The organism is Acinetobacter sp. ANC 4178, assembly GCF_004331175.1.
Taxonomy (GTDB): Bacteria; Pseudomonadota; Gammaproteobacteria; order Pseudomonadales; family Moraxellaceae; genus Acinetobacter.
Map to the genome: position 1 here is coordinate 360,637 of NZ_SJOD01000001.1, position 20,301 is coordinate 380,937.

General features: G+C 40.6%; 23 protein-coding genes and 1 tRNA gene. 15 read left to right on the forward strand and 9 right to left on the reverse strand.

The window, feature by feature from the left end; translation table 11 throughout:
* Positions 1-17 precede the first annotated feature (17 nt).
* The 10 genes from E0H87_RS01660 to E0H87_RS16025 all read left to right on the forward strand — a co-directional run bounded on the left by E0H87_RS01660 (position 18) and on the right by E0H87_RS16025 (position 7,766).
* A complete protein-coding gene (locus tag E0H87_RS01660; protein ID WP_131321805.1) occupies positions 18-1,193 on the forward strand; it encodes a phage tail sheath protein in 1,176 nt (391 codons plus the stop codon).
* Between the two features lie 37 nt (positions 1,194-1,230).
* Positions 1,231-1,746, forward strand: coding sequence for a phage major tail tube protein (locus E0H87_RS01665; protein ID WP_044738546.1), 516 nt, complete (start codon positions 1,231-1,233; stop codon positions 1,744-1,746).
* 62 nt (positions 1,747-1,808) lie between these two features.
* A complete protein-coding gene (locus tag E0H87_RS01670; protein WP_131321807.1) occupies positions 1,809-2,147 on the forward strand; it encodes a phage tail assembly protein in 339 nt (112 codons plus the stop codon).
* A 26-nt stretch (positions 2,148-2,173) separates the two neighbouring features.
* Positions 2,174-2,281 carry a GpE family phage tail protein gene (locus E0H87_RS01675; RefSeq protein WP_264757380.1) on the forward strand — a complete coding sequence of 36 codons (108 nt, stop codon included), beginning with the start codon at positions 2,174-2,176 and terminating at the stop codon, positions 2,279-2,281.
* Between the two features lie 15 nt (positions 2,282-2,296).
* The gene (locus tag E0H87_RS01680; protein ID WP_227547293.1) at positions 2,297-5,248 is read left to right on the forward strand and encodes a phage tail tape measure protein; all 2,952 of its coding nucleotides are present in this window, start codon (positions 2,297-2,299) and stop codon (positions 5,246-5,248) included.
* 5 nt (positions 5,249-5,253) lie between these two features.
* On the forward strand, positions 5,254-5,694 hold the full coding sequence (locus E0H87_RS01685) for a phage tail protein (RefSeq protein WP_131321809.1): 441 nt from the start codon (positions 5,254-5,256) through the stop codon (positions 5,692-5,694).
* Positions 5,691-6,998 carry a contractile injection system protein, VgrG/Pvc8 family gene (locus tag E0H87_RS01690; protein WP_131321811.1) on the forward strand — a complete coding sequence of 436 codons (1,308 nt, stop codon included), beginning with the start codon at positions 5,691-5,693 and terminating at the stop codon, positions 6,996-6,998. The genes E0H87_RS01685 and E0H87_RS01690 overlap by 4 nt, the downstream gene beginning before the upstream one ends.
* Before the next feature lie 141 nt (positions 6,999-7,139).
* Complete coding sequence (locus tag E0H87_RS01695) at positions 7,140-7,415, forward strand: ogr/Delta-like zinc finger family protein (RefSeq protein ID WP_044738551.1); 276 nt, start codon at positions 7,140-7,142, stop codon at positions 7,413-7,415.
* Positions 7,408-7,608, forward strand: coding sequence for a TraR/DksA C4-type zinc finger protein (locus tag E0H87_RS01700; protein WP_131321813.1), 201 nt, complete (start codon positions 7,408-7,410; stop codon positions 7,606-7,608). Before E0H87_RS01695 ends, E0H87_RS01700 begins: the two co-directional genes overlap by 8 nt.
* The gene (locus tag E0H87_RS16025) at positions 7,605-7,766 is read left to right on the forward strand and encodes a hypothetical protein (RefSeq protein WP_165493925.1); all 162 of its coding nucleotides are present in this window, start codon (positions 7,605-7,607) and stop codon (positions 7,764-7,766) included. Before E0H87_RS01700 ends, E0H87_RS16025 begins: the two co-directional genes overlap by 4 nt.
* A 490-nt stretch (positions 7,767-8,256) precedes the next feature.
* On the opposite strand, the gene E0H87_RS01705 is transcribed toward E0H87_RS16025, so the two are convergent.
* From E0H87_RS01705 to E0H87_RS01725, 5 genes are all read right to left on the reverse strand, one after another.
* Positions 8,257-9,126 (reverse strand): BRCT domain-containing protein, encoded by an 870-nt coding sequence (locus E0H87_RS01705; protein ID WP_131321815.1) that lies wholly within the window; start codon positions 9,124-9,126, stop codon positions 8,257-8,259.
* A 117-nt stretch (positions 9,127-9,243) separates the two neighbouring features.
* Positions 9,244-9,564 (reverse strand): hypothetical protein, encoded by a 321-nt coding sequence (locus tag E0H87_RS01710; RefSeq protein ID WP_131321817.1) that lies wholly within the window; start codon positions 9,562-9,564, stop codon positions 9,244-9,246.
* Between the two features lie 42 nt (positions 9,565-9,606).
* Positions 9,607-10,350, reverse strand: a complete 744-nt coding sequence (locus E0H87_RS01715; protein ID WP_131321819.1) for a hypothetical protein — start codon at positions 10,348-10,350, stop codon at positions 9,607-9,609.
* A 1-nt stretch (position 10,351) separates the two neighbouring features.
* Positions 10,352-11,338, reverse strand: a complete 987-nt coding sequence (locus tag E0H87_RS01720) for a hypothetical protein (RefSeq protein WP_131321821.1) — start codon at positions 11,336-11,338, stop codon at positions 10,352-10,354.
* Between the two features lie 59 nt (positions 11,339-11,397).
* Positions 11,398-12,456, reverse strand: coding sequence for a hypothetical protein (locus E0H87_RS01725; protein WP_131321823.1), 1,059 nt, complete (start codon positions 12,454-12,456; stop codon positions 11,398-11,400).
* Positions 12,457-12,969: 513 nt separating this feature from the next.
* Between E0H87_RS01725 and E0H87_RS01735 the strand changes: the two genes are divergently transcribed.
* Together E0H87_RS01735 and E0H87_RS01740 are read left to right on the forward strand one after the other, a co-directional pair.
* Positions 12,970-13,794 (forward strand): Rha family transcriptional regulator, encoded by an 825-nt coding sequence (locus tag E0H87_RS01735; protein WP_131321827.1) that lies wholly within the window; start codon positions 12,970-12,972, stop codon positions 13,792-13,794.
* A gap of 107 nt (positions 13,795-13,901) precedes the next feature.
* Positions 13,902-14,117, forward strand: coding sequence for a hypothetical protein (locus tag E0H87_RS01740; RefSeq protein ID WP_131321829.1), 216 nt, complete (start codon positions 13,902-13,904; stop codon positions 14,115-14,117).
* A gap of 14 nt (positions 14,118-14,131) precedes the next feature.
* On the opposite strand, the gene E0H87_RS01745 is transcribed toward E0H87_RS01740, so the two are convergent.
* Both E0H87_RS01745 and E0H87_RS01750 read right to left on the reverse strand, forming a co-directional pair.
* Complete coding sequence (locus tag E0H87_RS01745; protein ID WP_131321831.1) at positions 14,132-15,190, reverse strand: PspA/IM30 family protein; 1,059 nt, start codon at positions 15,188-15,190, stop codon at positions 14,132-14,134.
* 30 nt (positions 15,191-15,220) lie between these two features.
* Positions 15,221-15,562 carry a helix-turn-helix domain-containing protein gene (locus E0H87_RS01750; RefSeq protein ID WP_044738560.1) on the reverse strand — a complete coding sequence of 114 codons (342 nt, stop codon included), beginning with the start codon at positions 15,560-15,562 and terminating at the stop codon, positions 15,221-15,223.
* A gap of 92 nt (positions 15,563-15,654) precedes the next feature.
* On the opposite strand from E0H87_RS01750, the gene E0H87_RS01755 reads away from it, so the two are divergent.
* From E0H87_RS01755 to E0H87_RS01765, 3 genes are all read left to right on the forward strand, one after another.
* On the forward strand, positions 15,655-15,846 hold the full coding sequence (locus tag E0H87_RS01755) for a hypothetical protein (protein WP_044738561.1): 192 nt from the start codon (positions 15,655-15,657) through the stop codon (positions 15,844-15,846).
* 93 nt (positions 15,847-15,939) lie between these two features.
* Positions 15,940-18,660 carry a toprim domain-containing protein gene (locus E0H87_RS01760; protein WP_131321832.1) on the forward strand — a complete coding sequence of 907 codons (2,721 nt, stop codon included), beginning with the start codon at positions 15,940-15,942 and terminating at the stop codon, positions 18,658-18,660.
* Positions 18,661-18,729: 69 nt separating this feature from the next.
* Positions 18,730-19,008, forward strand: a complete 279-nt coding sequence (locus tag E0H87_RS01765) for an HTH domain-containing protein (protein WP_044738563.1) — start codon at positions 18,730-18,732, stop codon at positions 19,006-19,008.
* A 33-nt stretch (positions 19,009-19,041) separates the two neighbouring features.
* Here the strand turns inward: E0H87_RS01765 and E0H87_RS01770 are convergent, their stop codons facing one another.
* Both E0H87_RS01770 and E0H87_RS01775 read right to left on the reverse strand, forming a co-directional pair.
* Positions 19,042-20,067, reverse strand: coding sequence for a tyrosine-type recombinase/integrase (locus tag E0H87_RS01770; RefSeq protein ID WP_131321834.1), 1,026 nt, complete (start codon positions 20,065-20,067; stop codon positions 19,042-19,044).
* Between the two features lie 144 nt (positions 20,068-20,211).
* Positions 20,212-20,288: transfer RNA gene (locus E0H87_RS01775), tRNA-Val, on the reverse strand.
* Positions 20,289-20,301 lie beyond the last annotated feature (13 nt).

Sequence of the window (20,301 nt, forward strand, 5' to 3'; positions counted from 1 at the left end):
CAACAAAAGGTTGCCCTATGGCATTAGATGAATATCACCACGGTGTCCGAGTTGCAGAAGTCAATAACGGTACACGTTCCATCCGAACGGTGGCTACCAGTATTATCGGCTTAATTGCAATTGCTTCAGATGCCGACGCTACGCTGTTTCCACTAAATACACCTGTGCTTGTCACCAATATCCAAAGTGTAATTGGTAAAGCTGGCGTACTTGGTACATTAAAATCTTCACTACAAGCAATTGTCGATCAGACTAACACCACCGTGGTGGTAGTCCGTGTAGATAGTGCACAAGCCGAAGCAGAACAAAGCTCGCTTGTCATTGGCACCACCACGGCATCAGGTCGATACACAGGCTTAAAAGCTTTGCTTACAGCCAAAGCAAAACTTGGTGTCACCCCTCGCCTCATTGGTGCACCAGGACTTGATACCCAAGCTGTGACCACTGCACTTGTGAGCACTGCACAAAAGCTACGCGCATTTGCTTATGCATACGCCTATGGCTGCGAAACAAAAGAAGAAGTGGTGGCTTATCGTGAATCCTTTGCTGCCCGCGAGCTTATGCTCATCTGGCCGCAGTTCATTCGCTTCAACACTGAAACATCCAAAAACGAAGCCATTTCCCCTGTGGCTTATGCGCTAGGTCTACGTGCCAAAATCGACAACCTGACAGGTTGGCACAAAGTCATTTCCAATGTTGCAGTTAATGGCGTGGTGGGTATCAGCAAAGACGTCTGGTGGGACTTACAACAAACAGGAACCGATGCCGACTACCTCAACTCAAATGGCATCACCACACTGATCCGTGAAGATGGCTTCCGCTTCTGGGGCTCACGTACCTGCGACACTGATGGTCTATTTCCATTCGAGAACTATACCCGTACCGCGCAGATTATTGCCGACACAATTGCCGAAGCACACATGTGGGCTGTCGATAAACCATTGCATCCTTCATTAGCAAGTGACCTGATAGAAGGCATTCGCGCCAAACTCAGTGACCTAACGACAAACGGCTATCTCATGGGTGGTGAGGCCTGGTATGACGAAACCAAGAACCCTGTTGAAAACCTCAAAGTAGGCAAATTCCGTCTGTCTTATGACTACGGTCCTGTTCCACCTCTCGAAGATCTAGGTTTTTACCAAATGATCACAGACGACTACCTCGCAGATTTTGGCGCACGGATCACGGCATAACGCTGTGATTTGTCCGCCCCTTATTTGAGTAAAACACATGGGACTACCAAACAAACTTAAAAACCTGAACCTGTTTAATGATGCTGAATCATTAGTGGGTGAAATCGCTGAATGTACCCTACCCACCCTAGGACGTAACTTTGAGAATTGGCGTGGTGGTGGCATGAATGCTCCAGTCGCGATCGATCAAGGTATGTCTGAAGACTCTATCGACTTTGAATGGAAAGTTGGTGGACTCAATCTGACCTCAATTCGTCAATACGGCATTACCTCTGTCTCTGGTGTCTTGCTACGCTTCGCTGGTGCTTACCAACAAGATGACACGGGTGCTGTCACTCCTGTCGAAGTGGTACTTCGCGGTCGACATGAAGAAATCAACATGGGCACACAAAAGCCTGGTGATGACACCGAACAAACCATCAAAACCAAATGGACCTATTACAAGCTCACAGTCGACGGCAAGAAAGAAATCGAAATTGATATTTTGGCGATGAAAGAATTCGTCAATGGTGTCGACCGTTTAGAAGCGCAGCGCAAAGCCTGCGGACTGTAATGCCTTACCTACTGCATCGCATCATGCAGTAGGACTCTTTTCATATTCAGGAAATTATCAACATGACCACGCAACAACAAGCTGAAAATCTCGCTGCTATTCAAAACCCAAATGAAGCCAAATACACCCTTGAAACTCCTATTCAAGTCGGTGGGCAAACCATTACCGAAGTCATCATTCGTAAACCAGGCACAGTGGCACTTGCGGGATTATCCCTACAAGACATTTACCGTTCTGATGTAAATGCCCTTTGCCAAGTCATTCCCAAATGTGTTTGGCCACAAATCCCTCGTGAAGCCATGCCACTGATTGACCCTGTCGATCTGGGACAAATTGCAGGACACATCATCTATTTTTTGATGCCGAAGTCGCAGCGTGCAGCGACCGATATCCAGTTATAGACAGCATTCCAGATGTCATCGCAAACATCGCTCTGATCTTTCATTGGTCGCCACGTGACTTCGCAGATATGAGTTTAAACGATTTATTTATGTGGCACCAAAAGGCTTTAGAGCGCAACCAAACCCACGAGTAAAGGTAACACCCACCAATGTCGACCTTAAATTTACAAGTTCTTTTTGATGCAAAAGACAGAATCACAGGACCTATGAAGGCGATTATTGGGGGTTCACATGACCTCAGCAGCGCCTTCAAACAAACCCGTACCGAACTTAAAGCCTTGCAAGATCAGCAAGGCAATATCAACCGTTATAAAGAAACCCAAACGGCATTAGAAGCTACAGCCAATAAAGCAAAAGAATACCGTAGCGAGTTAAAACAACTGCAAACTTTGCAGAAAAGTGGAAATACACTGACAGAAACTCAGCTCAACAAAATCAAGAATCTTGAACAAGGCATTCGTCGACTTAAATCCACCGAAGCCACTCAACGCAGTGAATTACAGTCACATATCCAAGCCCTACAAAAGTCAGGAATGAATGTCGATAAGCTGTCCAAAGGTGTAGATCGTTTAAGTGATGAAGAAAGTGCCCTGAAAGACAAAATTCACCAAACCACCATGGAGTTAAATAAACATCGCAATGAACTAGACAAAAATAGTGAGGCTCAAAAGCGTTTTGCCAAAACCCAAGCCATCCTGCAAAAAGGTTCAGACTTCGCCAAAAAAGGCTTAATGGTTGCAGGTGTTGCAACTGCAACCATGACCGTACCTGTCAAACTGGCGATCGACTATGAATCATCCTTGGCCGATGTCAAAAAGGTTTTTAACGGCACGGCAGCCGAGTTCAAAACCATTAACAATGAAATTGTCGAAATGTCGACACGCTTGCCCATGGCAGCCAAAGACATTGCGGCTATTGTCGCAGCAGGTGCACAGTCAGGCATTGCCAGTAAGGAATTGACCACCTTTGCTGAAACAGCCGTGAAAATGGGTGTCGCTTTCGATATTTCAGCACAAGAGTCAGGTCAATCCATGGCAGAGCTACGTACGGCCTTTCGTATGTCACAAGCTCAAGTCACCACCCTTGCCGACCAGATTAACTATCTTGGTAATAACACACCTGCCGCAGCCAAAGGCATTTTGGAAATTGTGCAACGTATTGGACCTTTAGGTGAAGTGGGTGGCTATGCTGCTTCCAGTATTGCTGCTCTTGGTGCAACTTTGCGAGGCATGGGCATTCAAGAAGAAATTGCAGCAACAGGGATTAAAAACACCATGCTGGCTTTAGTCGCGGGTGAGTCTGCAACGAAAGGACAAATCGCAGCCTATAAAGAACTTGGTCTAGATTACGGTAAAGTCGCAAAAGACATGCAGCAAGATGCTAATGGCACAACCCTCATGGTACTCAAGAAAATTGCGACCTTAGAAAAATACAAACAAGCTGCTGTACTTTCCGATCTCTTCGGCAAAGAGTCCTTAAGTGCCATCGCTCCGCTACTCACCAACATGAGTGCATTGGAAAAGAATCTTGGTTTAGTCGCTGACAAAACCCAATATGCAGGCTCTATGGAGAAAGAATATGCTGCTCGAGCAGCCACCTCTGCCAATAATATTCAGTTGCTCAAAAACAGTGTCGCTGCTTTAGGTATCGATATTGGCAATGTCTTACTTCCTCCACTGAACAGTGTCATCACCAAAGCCCGTTTATTCACCAATACCATTACAAATTGGGCAAAAGAAAACCCAATACTCGCAGCGAGCTTAACCAAGGTAGCCGTTGGAGGTGTCATCCTTCTAGGTGCAGTATCAGCATTAGCTTTAGGCGTACTCACACTGGTCGGTCCTCTGGCTATGTTAAAACTATCCATTGCCACTGTTGGCACTGGAGCTGGTATTGCAGCTACAGCACTCAAACTCATGTTGTTACCCATAAAAATGATTGGACTCGCCTTCCTAACAACGGGACGTATGCTACTTGCCAACCCAATGATTTTGGCGATCACGGCCCTTGTAGCTGTAGTAGCAGGTGCTGCCTACCTTATTTACAAAAACTGGACACCAATAACCCAAATGTTTAACCAAGTTTGGACAGGTGTAAAAAATGCTTTTAGCTCAGGCATTAATTACATCAAAGGTGTTATTCAAAGTGTAGATACCACTTTTGCAAATAACCCTTTGCTGAATCTTCTTGTTCCGATCATCGGTATTCCTCGTACCATAATTGCAAACTGGTCTGTTATCTCAGGATTTTTCAGTGATATTTGGCAACAAATTACGAGTACTGTTTCGACGGGTGTAAATACGTTATCAAACTATGTGAGTAGTGGGTTTTCAACTGTAAGTCAGATCATTTCTACAGCCTGGAATAACGTTAAAAATACAGCATCTGCCGTATGGAGTGGCATCAAAAACATTGTATCTACCGCGTGGAATGCACTTTGTACTATTTTCCTTACCGTCACCCCATTGGGTTATATCATTCGCAATTTCAATGCCATTGTGGCCTTTCTGACGAGTTTAGGTTCCCGTATGGTCGGTATTGGTAAAAATATTGTCGATGGTTTAATTAACGGGATCGTATCTGGCTTTAATCGGCTTAAAGGCGTATGGGAAAAAATTAATAACTACATGCCCGACTTTATGCGCAAGAAAATGGACATTCACTCCCCCAGCCGTGTCATGGCAGGTATGGGTGGTCATATTGTCGATGGCATTGGAGTTGGACTAAATAACCGTACTCCAGCACTGCAAACCCAGTTCAAACAAACCCTCGGCATTTTCGATACCTCCATGCCTACTGTCGGCTCAGCCATGAAACGCCCCTTTCTAGACACCGTTGGACTCACTGAAAAACCTGTGCCTGCAAAGCACCTAAATGGACAAAGTGACCGCAGCCAACAAGCCCCAAAATTCCAACGTGTTGCTGCCATTCAAAGCCCAAGAAGTATCAGCATTACCAACAGTGACAGCATTCAAATCCACATCAATACCAGTGGACAAGGACCACTGCACAATGCAGCCAATGAAGTACGTCAAGCCTTAGAGCAGCGTGATCGGCAGCGCAATGCTCAACTTCGTCGTATGTTGACCGATCGGGAGTAATACACATGATGATGGCTTTAGGTTTATTCGTATTTAAACTTTCTACCGCTGCTTATCAAGAGCTTCAACGTACAACTGCATGGCGGCACCCAAGCAATAACCGTGTCGGGAATACCCCTGCGTATCAGTTCACAGGGAAAGATGAAGAAACCATTAACTTATCTGGAGTCATCTATCCTGAAATTACGGGCTATCAAAACTCGTTGGATATGCTGCGTAATATGGGCGACACAGGCAAGCAATACATTCTGATTGAAGGCACAGGCAAAATTTACGGTCTGGTGGTCATTAAAGAAGTTCAGGAAACTCGTTCCAACTTTTTCCATAATGGCGGTACCCGAAAAATCACCTTCAGTGTTTCTCTAACCATCACAGAAGATACCACCAAAAAATTGATTGGTCCTACAGGTCAGGCATTGTTGAGTTTAGGAGGCTTATTCCTATGAGCTTCCTTCCATCAAATACACCGCCCTATTCAAACCTCAGCAACTACCCGCATGCCATTTACCGCATTACTGTAAATGACATTGATATTTCATCCACCCTTGCTTCACGGCTGATTGGACTAACCTTGCAAGACAACCGAGGCATGGTGGCCGACAGTGTTGATCTGACTTTAGATGACAGTGACCATGCGTTAGAGATTCCTTCTGTTGGTGCCGAAATGAAAGTCTGGCTCGGTTGGTCAGATACAGGTCTAGTCTATAAAGGTTCTTATCTGGTCACAGGTGGTTCACACTCTGGCGCACCCGATGTTCTTAGAATTTCGGCAGAAAGTACTGACCTTGCCGAAGCCTTTAGACAAAAGCGAGAACGTTCTTTCCATCAACAAACAGTCGGTGAAATATTCCAGGCATTGTCGTTTGAATATGGTCTAAAGGTATTGGTGCATGCCAGTTTAAGCAGCCGTTTGGTATCACACATCGACCAGAACGATTCCGATGCCAACATCATGACCCGCATAGCCGATGAACACGATGCCATTGCCACAGTCAAAAATAACACCCTGCTTCTACTGCCGATTGGTGAAGCTCAAACCAGTTCAGGATTAAGTCTGCCCGCAGTTGAATTGGTCAGAACTGATGGTGACCAGCACAGCTACGCTTACGGTCAAAGTCACGACAAAGTGGAATGTGTGAAAGCTTATTATCACAACCCTCAAAAGGGTGAAAAACTCTATGTCGTTGTTGGCAGCCATACCGACAACCCCAAAGAGATCCGCTTTATTCATCGGGATAAAAAAACCGCTGAACTAGCAGCTTTGGCAGAGTTAAAACGCTGTAAACGTGCAGAGCTTTCGCTGTCTTATACCTTGGCAAAAGGTCGACCAGATTTACTCCCGGAACAAGAGTTTTCTTTTGTGGGTTTAAAGGCACAAATTGATGAAATTGTTTGGCTCGGCAAAACCATTACCCATGATTTAAATGAGTCTTCTGGCTATACCACTCGCATAGAGCTTGAGGTGCAATTGCCCAATGCAGATGATGTGTCTGTGTTATTTGATGACACCACTAAAATTGAGCAAGAGAAAAAGGCCAAGACTAATTCAGGACAAAGAAAGGCGAAAAACTATAAGACCTATACAGGCGTGAAAACCTGGTATTCGGCAAAACCTAAACCACAGGTGTTAACCGAGGGAGATCAAAGCCAGCCCTTAATTTTGGTACGTACTTATAAATCTAAAAAAACCGCGCAAGTGGCAGTGAAACGTGAATGGGCACGTATTCAAAAAGCCAAAGGCACGGCATAAAAAAAGCTGCCAGTGGTTCACAGGCAGCTATAAAGAGGGTCTATTTAAAATAACGCTATTTAGTACATTTATCAATATAAAAGCACTATATTTAATACTTTTATTATACAATTAAAAATATAAACCTATAAAAGGTACTTCATGGCAAATACAAGAAATCAGAACACCTGTCCGCATTGCGGTTCTAAAGTCATCATCCGTCATTCTCACATTGAAAATGCTCTTTTAAAAACCCTGTACGGTCAGTGTCAAAACCTAGAGTGTGGTTGGACTGGTCGGGCGCATATGGAGTGGGCTGCCACTATTTCTCCTTCTGCTATGCCTAACCCTGAAGTCATGCTTCCCCTTGCCCCATGTGCTATTGCTAAATCAGTCGTTAGCCATGATCCACGTCAACTTCGGAGTCGTCATGGCTGACATTATTGATATCGCGCAACAACGCCAGTTAGAACAAGTTCAAATTCAACCTAAAGATTATTCAAAGCCTTCTCTTACCGAGTGTGAAGAATGTGGCAATGACATTCCACCAGAGCGTCAGAAGTATGGTGCTGTGACTTTGTGTGTGGCTTGCCAGAGTAATTTAGAACTGAAACGGAGTTTATACCGATGATTTCTTTTGCAGTGCTGTTCATTGTTTTGTTTGTGGTGGCTTTGCTGGTTTTATGGATGATGCTGGATTACCAATACATTCGTATGCAAAGCATGTTGAAACAGGAATATAGCGTAATTGAGCGTTTGACAGTAAAGGTTAAAGTCAAGGAGGTGTAAATGTGGCTTTATCCTTTTTTAATGGGGACGTTAATCGGCTGTATTTCTGTCAGTATTTTTTTCTTATATTTCATGAGTTAAATCTTGTTTTACTTAGCAAATCATATTCAAAAATAAAAAAGTTCAATTTGTAGCATCCCCTCTTACAAATTGAAGTCCGTGAAAAATGCTTCTTTCAAAAATAGACTCACCAGACAAAGCAAAACCCCAAAGATTCACAGTCTTTGAGGTTTCTGTATTCAATCCCTACAGCACTAAGGATCAAATCATGTCTGAAAGTATAGCATTAATCATCAAAAGTTTTGAGGTCATCATGGAAAAATATGGCTACTGGAAAATAAGTATTCTCATTGTAGTGTGTATGATCATCTGGCGGTGTTCGTATATTATTGCAGCACTAAGATGGTGGTGACTTTAGAATTATCTACCCCAGAATTATTCCTGCATATATAAAACTAAAAGCTCGTTTCCGAGCTTTTTCCATATAATCTTAACTTTCTAAAATTTTCACAAAATCGTCTTCAGTCAAAATTTTAATTCCAACTCCATCTTGTTGCCATTTCAGAGCCTGTTCAAATTTTCGACCATAGCTCATATGTGCCCAATGTGGATTACCTTTATTGCAAATCACCAAATAATCCACTGATTTTGTCATGTCATCTTTAAATATGCCATTTTTAGCTTCAATTGCATTTTTCCATTCAGCTTTTGTGTAACGAGTTGATGCCCCAGTCAAGCAAATCGTAAAACCTTGAATAGCAAATGCTCCATGATAGAAATCTGGGTTCTGATTTTCTTGGCTACTCGATACAGCCACTTTCGGTATGCCATAATTGTCGTAATTTACATAGCGGTTAATAGTTGAAAGCACCACATTTATTGTCTTTTCATCTACCGCTTTATTTACTCGAACTGGTTTGAGTTTTGAATAAACCTCTGTATAGATCGGGTCTTCTTCTAGATGATCATTGTCTTTGAGCCATTGATTTAACGCAAAAACCTCATCTTGATTCAAGGTTTGGTCGCAAACAATTCCTGCCATAAGTCCATGCAAGCGCTGAACATCACATGTATTTTTAATGAAATAATCCGAACGCTTAAATTTGACCATAATTTCGGAAATTTCTTTATGTTTTTGGAGCAGAAACTCTGGGTCCTCTGCTGCTTTTAATAACAAGTTGTATAGCGTTTCAAAGTGAGGTAGGTCTACACATTCAGGATAGTGCTCTACCCATTTAATCAATGCTTCAATTTCCTTTATATGAACACGACCATCAATAAAAAGACCTTCAAAAAAACCTAAAAATAGATTACCCAATTTATTCTGATTTGCTCTAGCATTGAACACATCTAAGCTCATACTTTCCCCCATTTTTCTTATAAAGTATTTCGTCATAGTATCTAAGCTACTAACTTTTATCTACCAAAACAAAGAATGTTTGGCTTTCTTTAGTCTTACCCAAATTCAAGTCACATTTTAATGACTCGACACCCTCTTCATATCCCCCAAATTTATCTTGTGACGTGCAAAATAAATGCAGAATACATTGGTCAAAAGAATACCTAAGTAAAACATGAGGTGGGCATTCGAACCTTCCGTTAGCTCTAGTTCAACACCCAAACCAACAATCATAAACAGCAGTAGAAAAGCCAAGAAATGATGCGTAAAAATCGAAATTCGGGACGGAATTTCACCGTTAAAAGTCAGGAAATAGCTATTCGGCTTAATTAAGTACCAGATCACTAGAACTGGAATCATTACTACTACACCTAAAACAAACACTAAAGCGTAAATCATGTTTTGTACCTTTGTTCTTATAAAGTATGAATAAATCGTGTTTTAAGCAGCTTCATCTAAAGCGTCAGTTTCGCTTTTATCTTTACAAATTTTTTCCATTTCTAAGAAGTTCTTAGCAGCGGTTGGTCGCATGGACTTCCAAAGAACTAGCAATGAAACAACAAAGAATGCAATAAAGAAAATTAGGATACTTATATACAGACTATCGGGAATTGTGAACGTTTCATGTCTGTATTTAAACTTGAAGTAATTCAGGTAAATGAATGGACTAGCACCAAAAAGATTGATTAAGCCATATAAAGTAGTACCCACCCAAAAATGAATCTTAACTCTCTTTTCAGTATATTTTGGCTGTAATCTATATATTCCTGCCGCCTCGTCCTTATCCAAATAGTCTTGACCTATTTTATATAGTCTTACAGCCCTTTCTTTGTTTCGACAAGACAAAATATAAGTCAGTAAATCTAAATCTTTATTTTTTACATTCAAATAGTTAGAAAGTTTTGATGCCTTTATATGGTATTCAAGTTCGTTAGAATATTCTTTTAAAAATTCGTCTGTTAACAGTTTTTCTTGTTCTGCTATTTGCTTATTACGCTGCCTTCTTCTGTGCTCAGAATATTTAATAAAATTGGTAATAATTCCTGATTTCAAAAGCAATGAGAGTACATAACCAGTAACTACAATAAAAATTAAAATACTTAAGAACACAGTTCCGTTAGTAATCTCAATAAGTTTCAAAGCAATAGCTGTAATATCAAAAGTGCCGTTCAAATTAGCTGCCATCTTAAGCTTTATCCTTCACTTTCAACACATCAGTCGCAGCTTTCACCATTTCCGTTGTGCTTTTCATTTGGTCAGAGATCAGGTTACTCATGTCTTTATGAGCAGTTCCATCTATTTCACGTCCAAAATATTTGAGAGCCAATTCCTTTCTAATTTCTGCTTCAGTTTCTTTAGAAGAACCAGAAATAAAGCTAGGAAATGCTTTAATTTCAAGGCTAGTTTGATTAGCTTGGTCTCCTAATCTTTGGTAATGAGTAGATTGTTTGAGAAAATATGTAATTAAAGTAATAGATACCAAAATATATGAAATTTTTAAGAACCAATAGTCAAATGCATCCATAAAAAATCTAGGTTCTGCTACAACTGATGTTATTGCAACACCCAAAGCAACAACTATTAATCCAATAAAAATATTTCTATTATTCTTTGCCTTATTAAAAAAAGCTATTGATTCTTTCTCATAATAATCTTGTGTACGAATATTCTGTAAAATATTTTTAGTAAGTCTAAACTCCTCTAAATCCTTTTTTGCATCATCCAAAATCTCAACTATTCTAGAGCTTAGAATTTTATTATAACGCTCACCATCTACTCTATAAGAATCAATAAAACCGTAAATAGCCTTTAATATCCCCATAGTGTTATATAAATCATCTTGAATTTCATTTATATTTTTAGAATTATATTCTTTTTTTATCACCTCCAAGGGAAAACTAACTGATTGCATATAAGAAATATTACATTGATTCGTATCAATATTCTGAATTAATAAAATAAGATTTTTCGCGCTTTTGATGGTTTCATCTAATACAAAACCAAGAAGCTCGTTATATTTTTTAAAAGTTTCTATTGCATCATCTGAAACTAATTCACCATTTTTTAGTTTATTTAGATAATCGTATACTCCATGTGCTTCATTGAATAATTTATTTAGTATTTCATCATTATTGTCTTTTACTGTTCTTACACCTATAGCAAGATCACTCACCCCAAAACCCTCTCAAAAACTTATAAAACTTAAAAACCAAATCTATTAAAATTGACCAATCAAGCCGCATCTTTCGGAGCTTTATCGTCCTTTACTGCTTCCGCCTTCGGCACTTCCACCTTTGGCGTCAAATCCTTCACAGCTTTTATAAAGTCGGTATTCGCCTTAATGTTTTCATGCATAAGGTTTTCACCACCTGTATAGCTTTCATGGTGAATGCCATTACCAAAATACTTATATGCAAGATCGAAATGAACTTTATCTTGCATATCCTGAGGAAGTTCTTTGATAAATCGCGGCAATGCTATCAATTCTTTAGAAGTACGGTAAGCATCATCAGCTAAACGACGGTACATAAAGGATCGTTTTAATAAAAATGCTAATAATGTTGTAGAAAGAATCAATAAAGATATCTTTTGAATATAAAATTCTGTTAATAAATCCCCATGAATTTTATTTGTAAAACTTACTTTTAAAGAGAATATATTTACTTCAGGAATATAAACTTTAGCTCCTAAAAAATACAAAATTAAAATTAAAATTAAAACATAGAATGCTTTCTCATATCTTTTTGATATTTTATCGAATTTAACAGCATCATTCTCATATATTTTTTGAGCTTCTCTATGTTTATAATCATCACTCATTAATTCCAATCTTTCATATTCTTCATTTATTTTACTTCGAGTATTTTCAATATCTTCAAAAACTTGCTTTTGCTCTTCACTTACATCTCTATCTCTATTTTTTTTGAGTTCACCATCCAGTTTCATATCAACATTTTGAAGAAGATCAAACACACTAAACAAAGGTATTGATTGTTTTCCTTCTGAATCCAAACGGATAACCAAACTATTTAATTCATTTATTTTATTATCTAAATATAAAAAAATAGACTCATGGCTATCTTTATCATCTTTAATTATCCCTATTTTATGAAGAATCTCATCGAAATAATTTATACAATAATCTTTTATTTTATTATTATCCTTGTTAAGACTATCTACATTTCTCCCTGGGAATAAATGCTCTAGACTAATAGGGTGGATATTATAATGATCAATAAATGATGTTTTTGTTTCTTCTAAAAGCTCTAACATTTGATCTACTTCACCCATCCCCAAAACCCCACCCAATTCACAATTTTTTATAAAGTATTGACGCGCATATAGTATCTAAGCTACTCTAAATTTACCACCCTACATCGGTGGGTTAGGCGTGAGAACCTAAAATACTAACAGGCGTAAAAAAGTCCGCCCATGCGGCTATTTTTTTGCGTAAAATTCGGCTATGCCTTTTTTGGTAGGCTGGATAGGGCAGCTTCGCGCTGGCCGTTACCTGTTAGGACGGTATTCTCACCCCTGTTCAGTCTGCCACCATTACCGTGAGAAGTGATGGCGTCAGGCTTAAAAACTTGACTAACAGGACAAGCCAATGAAAACATTCGCTTCTACGCATTCGTGCACGCAAAATAAAGTACAAGAACACACCCCCATCTACGATCTAAGCGCGTACCTCCTACGCCAAAGAAAACTCAAACACCAAAAGCTGCTCAAAAACTTTGTCGAAGCCACAGTATTTATAAGCATGGCTGCTATGACCTTCTCCATTCTATTTTGGGGAGCATAGTCATGAATGAAATCATCGACATCGAACATGCCGTCTATATACAGAATGACCTCATCAAAACCGACAGCTTAAAAGTTGCCGAATACTTTGATAAACGACATACACACGTTCTAGAAAAGATCGCAAATCTAGATTGTTCACTTGAATTTACGTCAGCCAACTTTTCGGCTCACGTGCAACCTATTCAGGCTGGAGCTGTCACCCGCGAATCCAAATACTATGAAATGACCAAAGACGGCTTTATCTTTTTGGTCATGGGTTTTACTGGTGCAAAAGCAGCCCAAATCAAAGAAGCTTACATCCAAGCCTTTAACCACATGGCAACCCAACTGCAAAACCAAAACATTTGTGGGGATGACCTTAAAACAGGTGCCATCGTCCAACTGGTGTCGGGCGGTCCACAACTCAGCGTCAGCCAACTCCTGACAAATGCTCAAGGTATTATCGAAACTGCCGAAGTCCTTTGGTTTCATCAACACAAACTACAAAAGGAAATTGTACCTATCGCCTGCCTATGTCCTTTGGGTGCATCGCCAGTACTGCAAAACATCTGGTCGCTCATTTACGACTACGGCATAGACCAACTCAACCACAGTGCAAAGCCCAACACCATTGCGCTAAACATCAGCCAACTGCTTGCCTGTATTCCAATTTTGCCACCCAAAAAGCAACTTATGCAGCAGTTAAAAACCAGTACTGCACCATTCCCCCAGTGTATAGACCACTCTGTCGCTGTGCGTAGCACCATTGACCGTTCACTGTACCGATGCTTCGTATTCCAAGACAGCGCAAAGCCACACAGCGCCTTGCATCTATCGTATACTTGAATTGGTTACAAATTCATGTTGTAGTGCGACATTACAGGTCGCACTACCCTATATTTCGGTACAGATTTTTTAGAAAATAAACCCATGATCAATAGACAGGGGGAGCAATGCATTCAACAATCGAAATTAACAGCCATAAAGATATGACTGCAGAACAAATACTGGAAGAAATTCAATATCCACTTGAAAACTTAGAACTTATGCTTTCAGCACTTACAAAAATGCATTTAGACCACCCTCTTACGGGTGAAGAGTTAACAGCTCTTTTTAACACGCTGCACTATCAAGTCGAGCGGATCTCCAAAGCGGTACAGAACAAATAAAGAGAAACCCCAGCTTAGGCTGGGGTTTCATTAAAAATATTCGCCCAATTTTCTGTCGAGAAAAAATCTTTATTATAAAATCTTAGAGCATACGGAATAGCACTATCATGAAAAAATTGACCAAAAATATAACTACTTTCTAATCCTTCATGAAGCAAAATATAAGTAGGAGCTAACCAAAACAAAGTAATTTGCTCATCTAAGTTCATTGAATTTTTTAATATATTTTCAAAAAAGTTTATATCTTCCACATTCTGCAATGTACTAATTAGAGCAATCAAATTAACGTAAATAGAAAAATAACTACGAAAATCATTAAATTCCTGATTATTATTACATTCCTTATGAAAAGATTCGGTTAGGTTACGAATATCATCATCCGAATATTTATCTAAATCTTTCCATTCGTTTTCAACCAAATGTTTAAACTTTTGCGAATAAAGTAAAAAAACATTGTAAGAACTATATTTTTTCCCTTGGTATTCTAGTTCAAATCTTTTAATTACTTCATTCTTATAATTCAGTAAACCATAAAATTTTGTCGTAAAAATTGCATTTCTAGATTCTTGAATTTGAGCATTATGCATTGATTCTGATAATGATAGCTGTTGTGCTGCTGTCTGTTCAGATTGTTTTAGTTGAATATCAGACAATTCTTTCGCATTAGCAATCTGTTGCTCAGTATCATCTCTCGCTTGCTTTAATTGTGCCTCAAGTGCTTTATTAGCCTGATCTAACTGCTGATTTAATGCCTGCCTTGCCTGTCTTAATTGTTTTGCAGTGGCATCTCTAGCTTGCTGTAATTGATTAGCCATAGCATCACGTGCATCTTTGTTTGCCTGTCGCTGTAGTAAAGTTGCATAAACTACGAAAGCTAAAGTAGCTGAAGTAAATAAGGTGTTTAAACTTCCGTAAATATCACCCAAAGTTCCAAAATCTTCTAATTTTGTTTTTTCAGAACCTATTTCTATCATTAACCATTTAAAAAATAAGGGAAACATCCCCCATCCAATGATTAATAAAATAAATGCAACTAAACCTAGTACAAATTTTTGGAGGGTTGTTAATCCCATTATTTTTACTCTTATAAATGTTTAAAAAATTTATTTAAATTGATTCGCATAAGTCTCAACAAGTGAAACCAATCCCCCACGCATTTCTTCACGCGTCTGTCTGTATAGCTCTAGCAGCTTTACTTCTTCATCAGAAAGCTCACCGCTTTTTACAGGTTGTTTGCCCCACAAAATAAACGGAATGTTAAAGCCGTGGTCTTCCAGCTTGTCCAAATAGTCCGTGTTCAAAGGCTCGTTATGCTTCTCAAAACGCCCAACCGAGTTCTTTTTTACCCCAAGTATTTCTGCAAGTTCGTCCTGAGTCTGTATCCCCAAACGCTTCCGTTCTGCTTTTAAACGACCACCACGAGTCAATAAATCATCATTTTTCATACTTTTTCCTAAAAAAGCACTTGTAAAACACCATATTTAGTACTAAATTTAGAAACTCTAAGTATCTAAGTACGATTAATGGTGATTTTCGCATGACTTCAACAAACATTCAAACAAAACCAAAGCACACAGAACTAACCCAAGTACGTTGGACTAAAAAACAGCTCAAAGCCCTCAAGAAAATCGCATTCGAGAAAGACACCAAAATTGCCATCTATATCCGTGATTTTATGGTCAAGCACCATCCCGAACTGCAAGACACCCCAAGCGACACGCAATTGTAATCAAAGCAGTTTTTATACACATCGCATTGCTACAAAAAAGCAAAAAAGTACACAAACTCATACAGTTAAGTCGTTAAATTTTAGTGGGTCTACATGTCAAATATTAACGTTCTCATCGACGAAAAAATAAATCAGCTCTTCAGCTTTAAGCGGGTTGGCGACTGGTATCGTCAGGGAATCTGCCCAAACTGTGGTAAGAAAGAACTCTACACACATGCAATCAATCCGCGTGTGGTCAAATGCGCCCGTCTTAACAAATGCGGCTATGAAGAGCACGTCAAAGAAATCTGTGAAGACCTATTCAAAGACTGGTCGAAAGACTTTCCACGCACCAAAGAAAACCCACATGCCGCAGCAGATGCTTACCTGCTTCATGCGCGTGGTTTGGACCCCAACCTGCTCAGAGGTTTATACACCCAAGAACTATTCAGAAACGACCTCAAATACCCAAACGAAGTCACCGCAACCGTCCGCTTTAAACTGGCAGATGGCATTTATTGGGAACGCTTTATTGACCGTCCAGAGCGTTTTGGTCGCCAAAAAGCAAACTTCATAGGCAAATACGAGGGTCATGCATGGACTCTAGACAAGCTCGATGCCCTCTGTAATGCACCTTCTATCTGGATTACTGAAGGTATTTTTAACGCTATTGCGCTTAGTTTTAGCAAACAGCCCAGCATTGCTACCCTTTCAACCTCTAACTATCCAAGCATCATCCTTAAGCAAATTGCCGACCGTTGTATCGAACTCAAAAAAGACCGTCCGCGTCTACGTTGGGCATTCGATAACGACAAAGCAGGCAAAAAAGCGATCAAGAAGTTTCACCTTCGTGCCTTACAGGAAAAATGGGATTCTACCGCAGCCCTGCCATCAGGTACTTTGGACTGGAATGACCTTTACCAACGCGACCAACTGCATTCCGAATACCGCGACCAGTACAAACACTATGGCGAACTGCTTATCGCAGAGTCTCCAGAGCAAGCAGGTTTACTCATTTACAACTACAAAGATGCGCGCAGAAAAACCTTCTGGTTTAACCACAACTTTCGCTTGTACTGGTTCAACCTCGATATGGACAAATACACCAAAGAACTGGAACGCATCGAAGCAGATCCAGAGCGTGATTTACTACTCGATAACCAAAAGCGAGAACTGGCTTTACAGCAATGTGCTGCCGTTTCCGAAATCTGTAATCGTCAGCTCAACCCACTGTATTTTCAGCGCAATGAAATTACCGATGAGTCCTGGTACTACTTCCAAATTTTAGACTCAGAAAAGGAAATGAAAGCCACCTTTACTGCGGACCAAATTTCGGCAAAAGGTAAGTTTGGTCCACGCCTGTTGTCGGTTCAGGTCGGTGCATGGTGGACGGGCAATGACCATCAACTCTTAACCTTCATGAAAAACCAAACCGAGCGTTTACGTGAAGTTAAAACCATCGACTTTATTGGCTATAGCAAAGAATTTAAGGCGTACATTTTCAACCAACATGCTGTCTACAAAGGACAAGTGATTGAGATTAACGACCATGACTTCTACAAAGTCGGTCGTATTGAATTAAAGACCTTGGCAAACAGCCCAAATGTTCAGCTCAATCCAAAATCTACCTTTCAACCGACATGGTGGAAAGACTTTTACCGTGTCCGTGGCGCAAAAGGACTCATCGCTCTGGCGTGGTGGACAGGCTCATACTTTGCAGAGCAAATTCGCGCTATGCACAGCTCTTTCCCTTTTATCGAAATTGTCGGAGAAGCAGGTGCAGGTAAATCCCGCCTCATCGAATTTATGTGGAAGCTCTCAGGTCGACCAGACTACGAAGGTTTCGATGCCAACAAATCCACCAATGTCGCGGTGTACCGTAATTTCGCCCAAATCTCAAACTTGCCAGTGGTGCTGATTGAGGGCGACCGCAATGACCAAAACGGTAATGCCGTCGGTAAGCCCAAGTTTTCATGGGATGAACTGAAAGATGCCTACAACGGTCGTGCCATTCGCTCTAAAGGTTTAAAAACCGCAGGCAATGAAACCTATGAGCCGCCTTTCCGTGGTGCCATCATGATTAGTCAAAATACCGCTATTCAGGCATCCGAGGCGATTTTGACCCGTACTTTACACCTCTACTTCGACCGTAAAGGACAGTCCCTCGAAACCAAACGCATCGTCGATGAACTCGACCGCATGAACATTGAAGATGCCTGCATCTACATGACCCATTGCCTTCGTCATGAAACAGCTTTTCTTCAAACCTATGCAGAGAAGCTCGATCAAATAGAAAAAGAGTTCCATAACAACGGTATTACCCATACCCGTATTGCGCTATGCCACGCCCAAGTTTCAGCCCTGATTGATGCCTTGGCAAAGCACGTTTTGCACGATGTTTTAGACCTTGAAGATGTCTGTGCCGCCAAAGACATGCTGTTCGACATGGCACACGAACGCGTCAAACAGCTCAATGGAGATCACCCATTGGTTGAACAGTTCTGGGACGTTTATGAATACCTCAATTCAAGCCGTTCTAGCGACTTCTCAATTAACCATTTCGAGCATGATGCGCACCAAATTGCCATCAATCTAAACGAAGTCTACAAAGTTGCTGCCAAAAACTATCAGCAGGTCCCAGACATCAAAGAAATGAAGAACCTTTTGACCTCCAGCCGACGCTATAAGTTTGTCGATAAAAGCCGAGTCGTTAAAAGCCACCGCTACCCTGCGGACGAAGTAAAAAACGCACTGGAAGACCGAACCCTACGTGAACACACCGTTCGCTGTTGGATATTCCAAAATCCTGCCATTTCAGGAACACCCAACTCATGAAAATACAAAACAACAGTAGAAACTTAACTCATGCACAATTCAAAACAGTGGTACACAAGGGAGGCGTAAATGGCTGAGTACGTGATTACGGTTGAAGCAGACCGAGCACCTGAAATTTTACTGGGTCAAAAACTCTTTGGTGGCAAAGTCACAGCCCTAAATTTAGGTAAACGTAAACTCGTATCTGCCTCAGAACTTGCCGAAAAATATGGTTTATCCAATACCACAGTCCGAACCAAACTGGCAACCATTAACCAGGGAACCTGTGGTAAACATTTATATGACCCTGAACTGGCAGATGCCATGCTGTCCAAAACCTCTCGCACCCATAGACGCAGAAAGGAATAAGAAAAACCAATTAATCACCCGCCTTGCGCGGGTTTAATTATGCCTGTTAAACGCTTCAACCAAATCATCTGCATTTGGGTTGTAGTAAGTATTTACCAACACATCAATTTTCTTGTGTCCGGTTATCTTGGCCAACACCTCTACAGGCAATTTTCTAACCCGAACCATCCGCGTAATGGCTTCGTGTCGGGTGTCGTGAAAATGCAGACCACTCAAACCCACAGCTTCCTTTCGTCTTTCCCACATCAACCGAAACGCATTTTCAGACTGTGGAATCACCTTTTTACCATCATGCTTAATCAAATCCAGCAAAGCCCGTGCTTCTTCGGTCAAAGGTACATTACGAGGCTCACCATTCTTGGTTTTCGGCAGGTGAATATGATGCTCATGCACATCTTTTTTCTGAAGCGTAATTAATTCACCCCGACGCACAGCCGTTTCCAAAGCAAATAAAAATCCCCATGCCACATAATGCTGCGGTAAAACTGGCGTATTCCCCACTTCATAATCCAAAGCTTTCAGCATTAACTCAATTTCAGACTTATGAATACGACGCGATCGTGCTTTTGGCTTCTTCGGCTTGGTAATCAGCATCCACGGGTTTTCATCTATCAAAAACAGCTCTTTTTGCGCATACGTAAAAACAGCACTATAAAAAGAGATCTCTTTTAAAACCGTATTCGCCCCAACCTCTCCAGATCTGCGGTTGCGCCAGTTGGTTAGTTGCTTTGGCGTAATGTCATGCACAGACGTACCCGACAGAAAACCAAATTTTTCATCAAATATACTAATCTGACCTTTAATCCAACTACGGGAACTTTTAGATTCTTTATATTGGCCAACATGCTCGTAGTAGTGATCAACCAACTCTCGAAAGGAAAATTTAGGTTTAATCCCTTGCTCTTCTTCTCTGACAGCTATTTTGGATTCTAATATTTTTTTTGCAGCCCACTGTTCACATTCTCGACTGGTGTCACGGGTGCAAGATACACGTTTTCCATCAATTTGAAGTTGAATACGGTAAACATCGCCTCTTTTAACGGGCTTTGGCATTTTCATTGGTGTAATTCTTGGTGCATTTCTGGGGAAGTTTATTAATTATTTCTACTATTTTTTAAAATATCTAGGCAAAACAACAAAACTCAAACCATAAAAAAAGGGCTTACAAGTCGTTGAAATTGCTTGTAAACCCTTTATTTGTCTTGGTAGGCATATCCAGACTCGAACTGGAGACCTCTACGATGTCAACGTAGCGCTCTAACCAACTGAGCTATACGCCTATATGCCACGCAT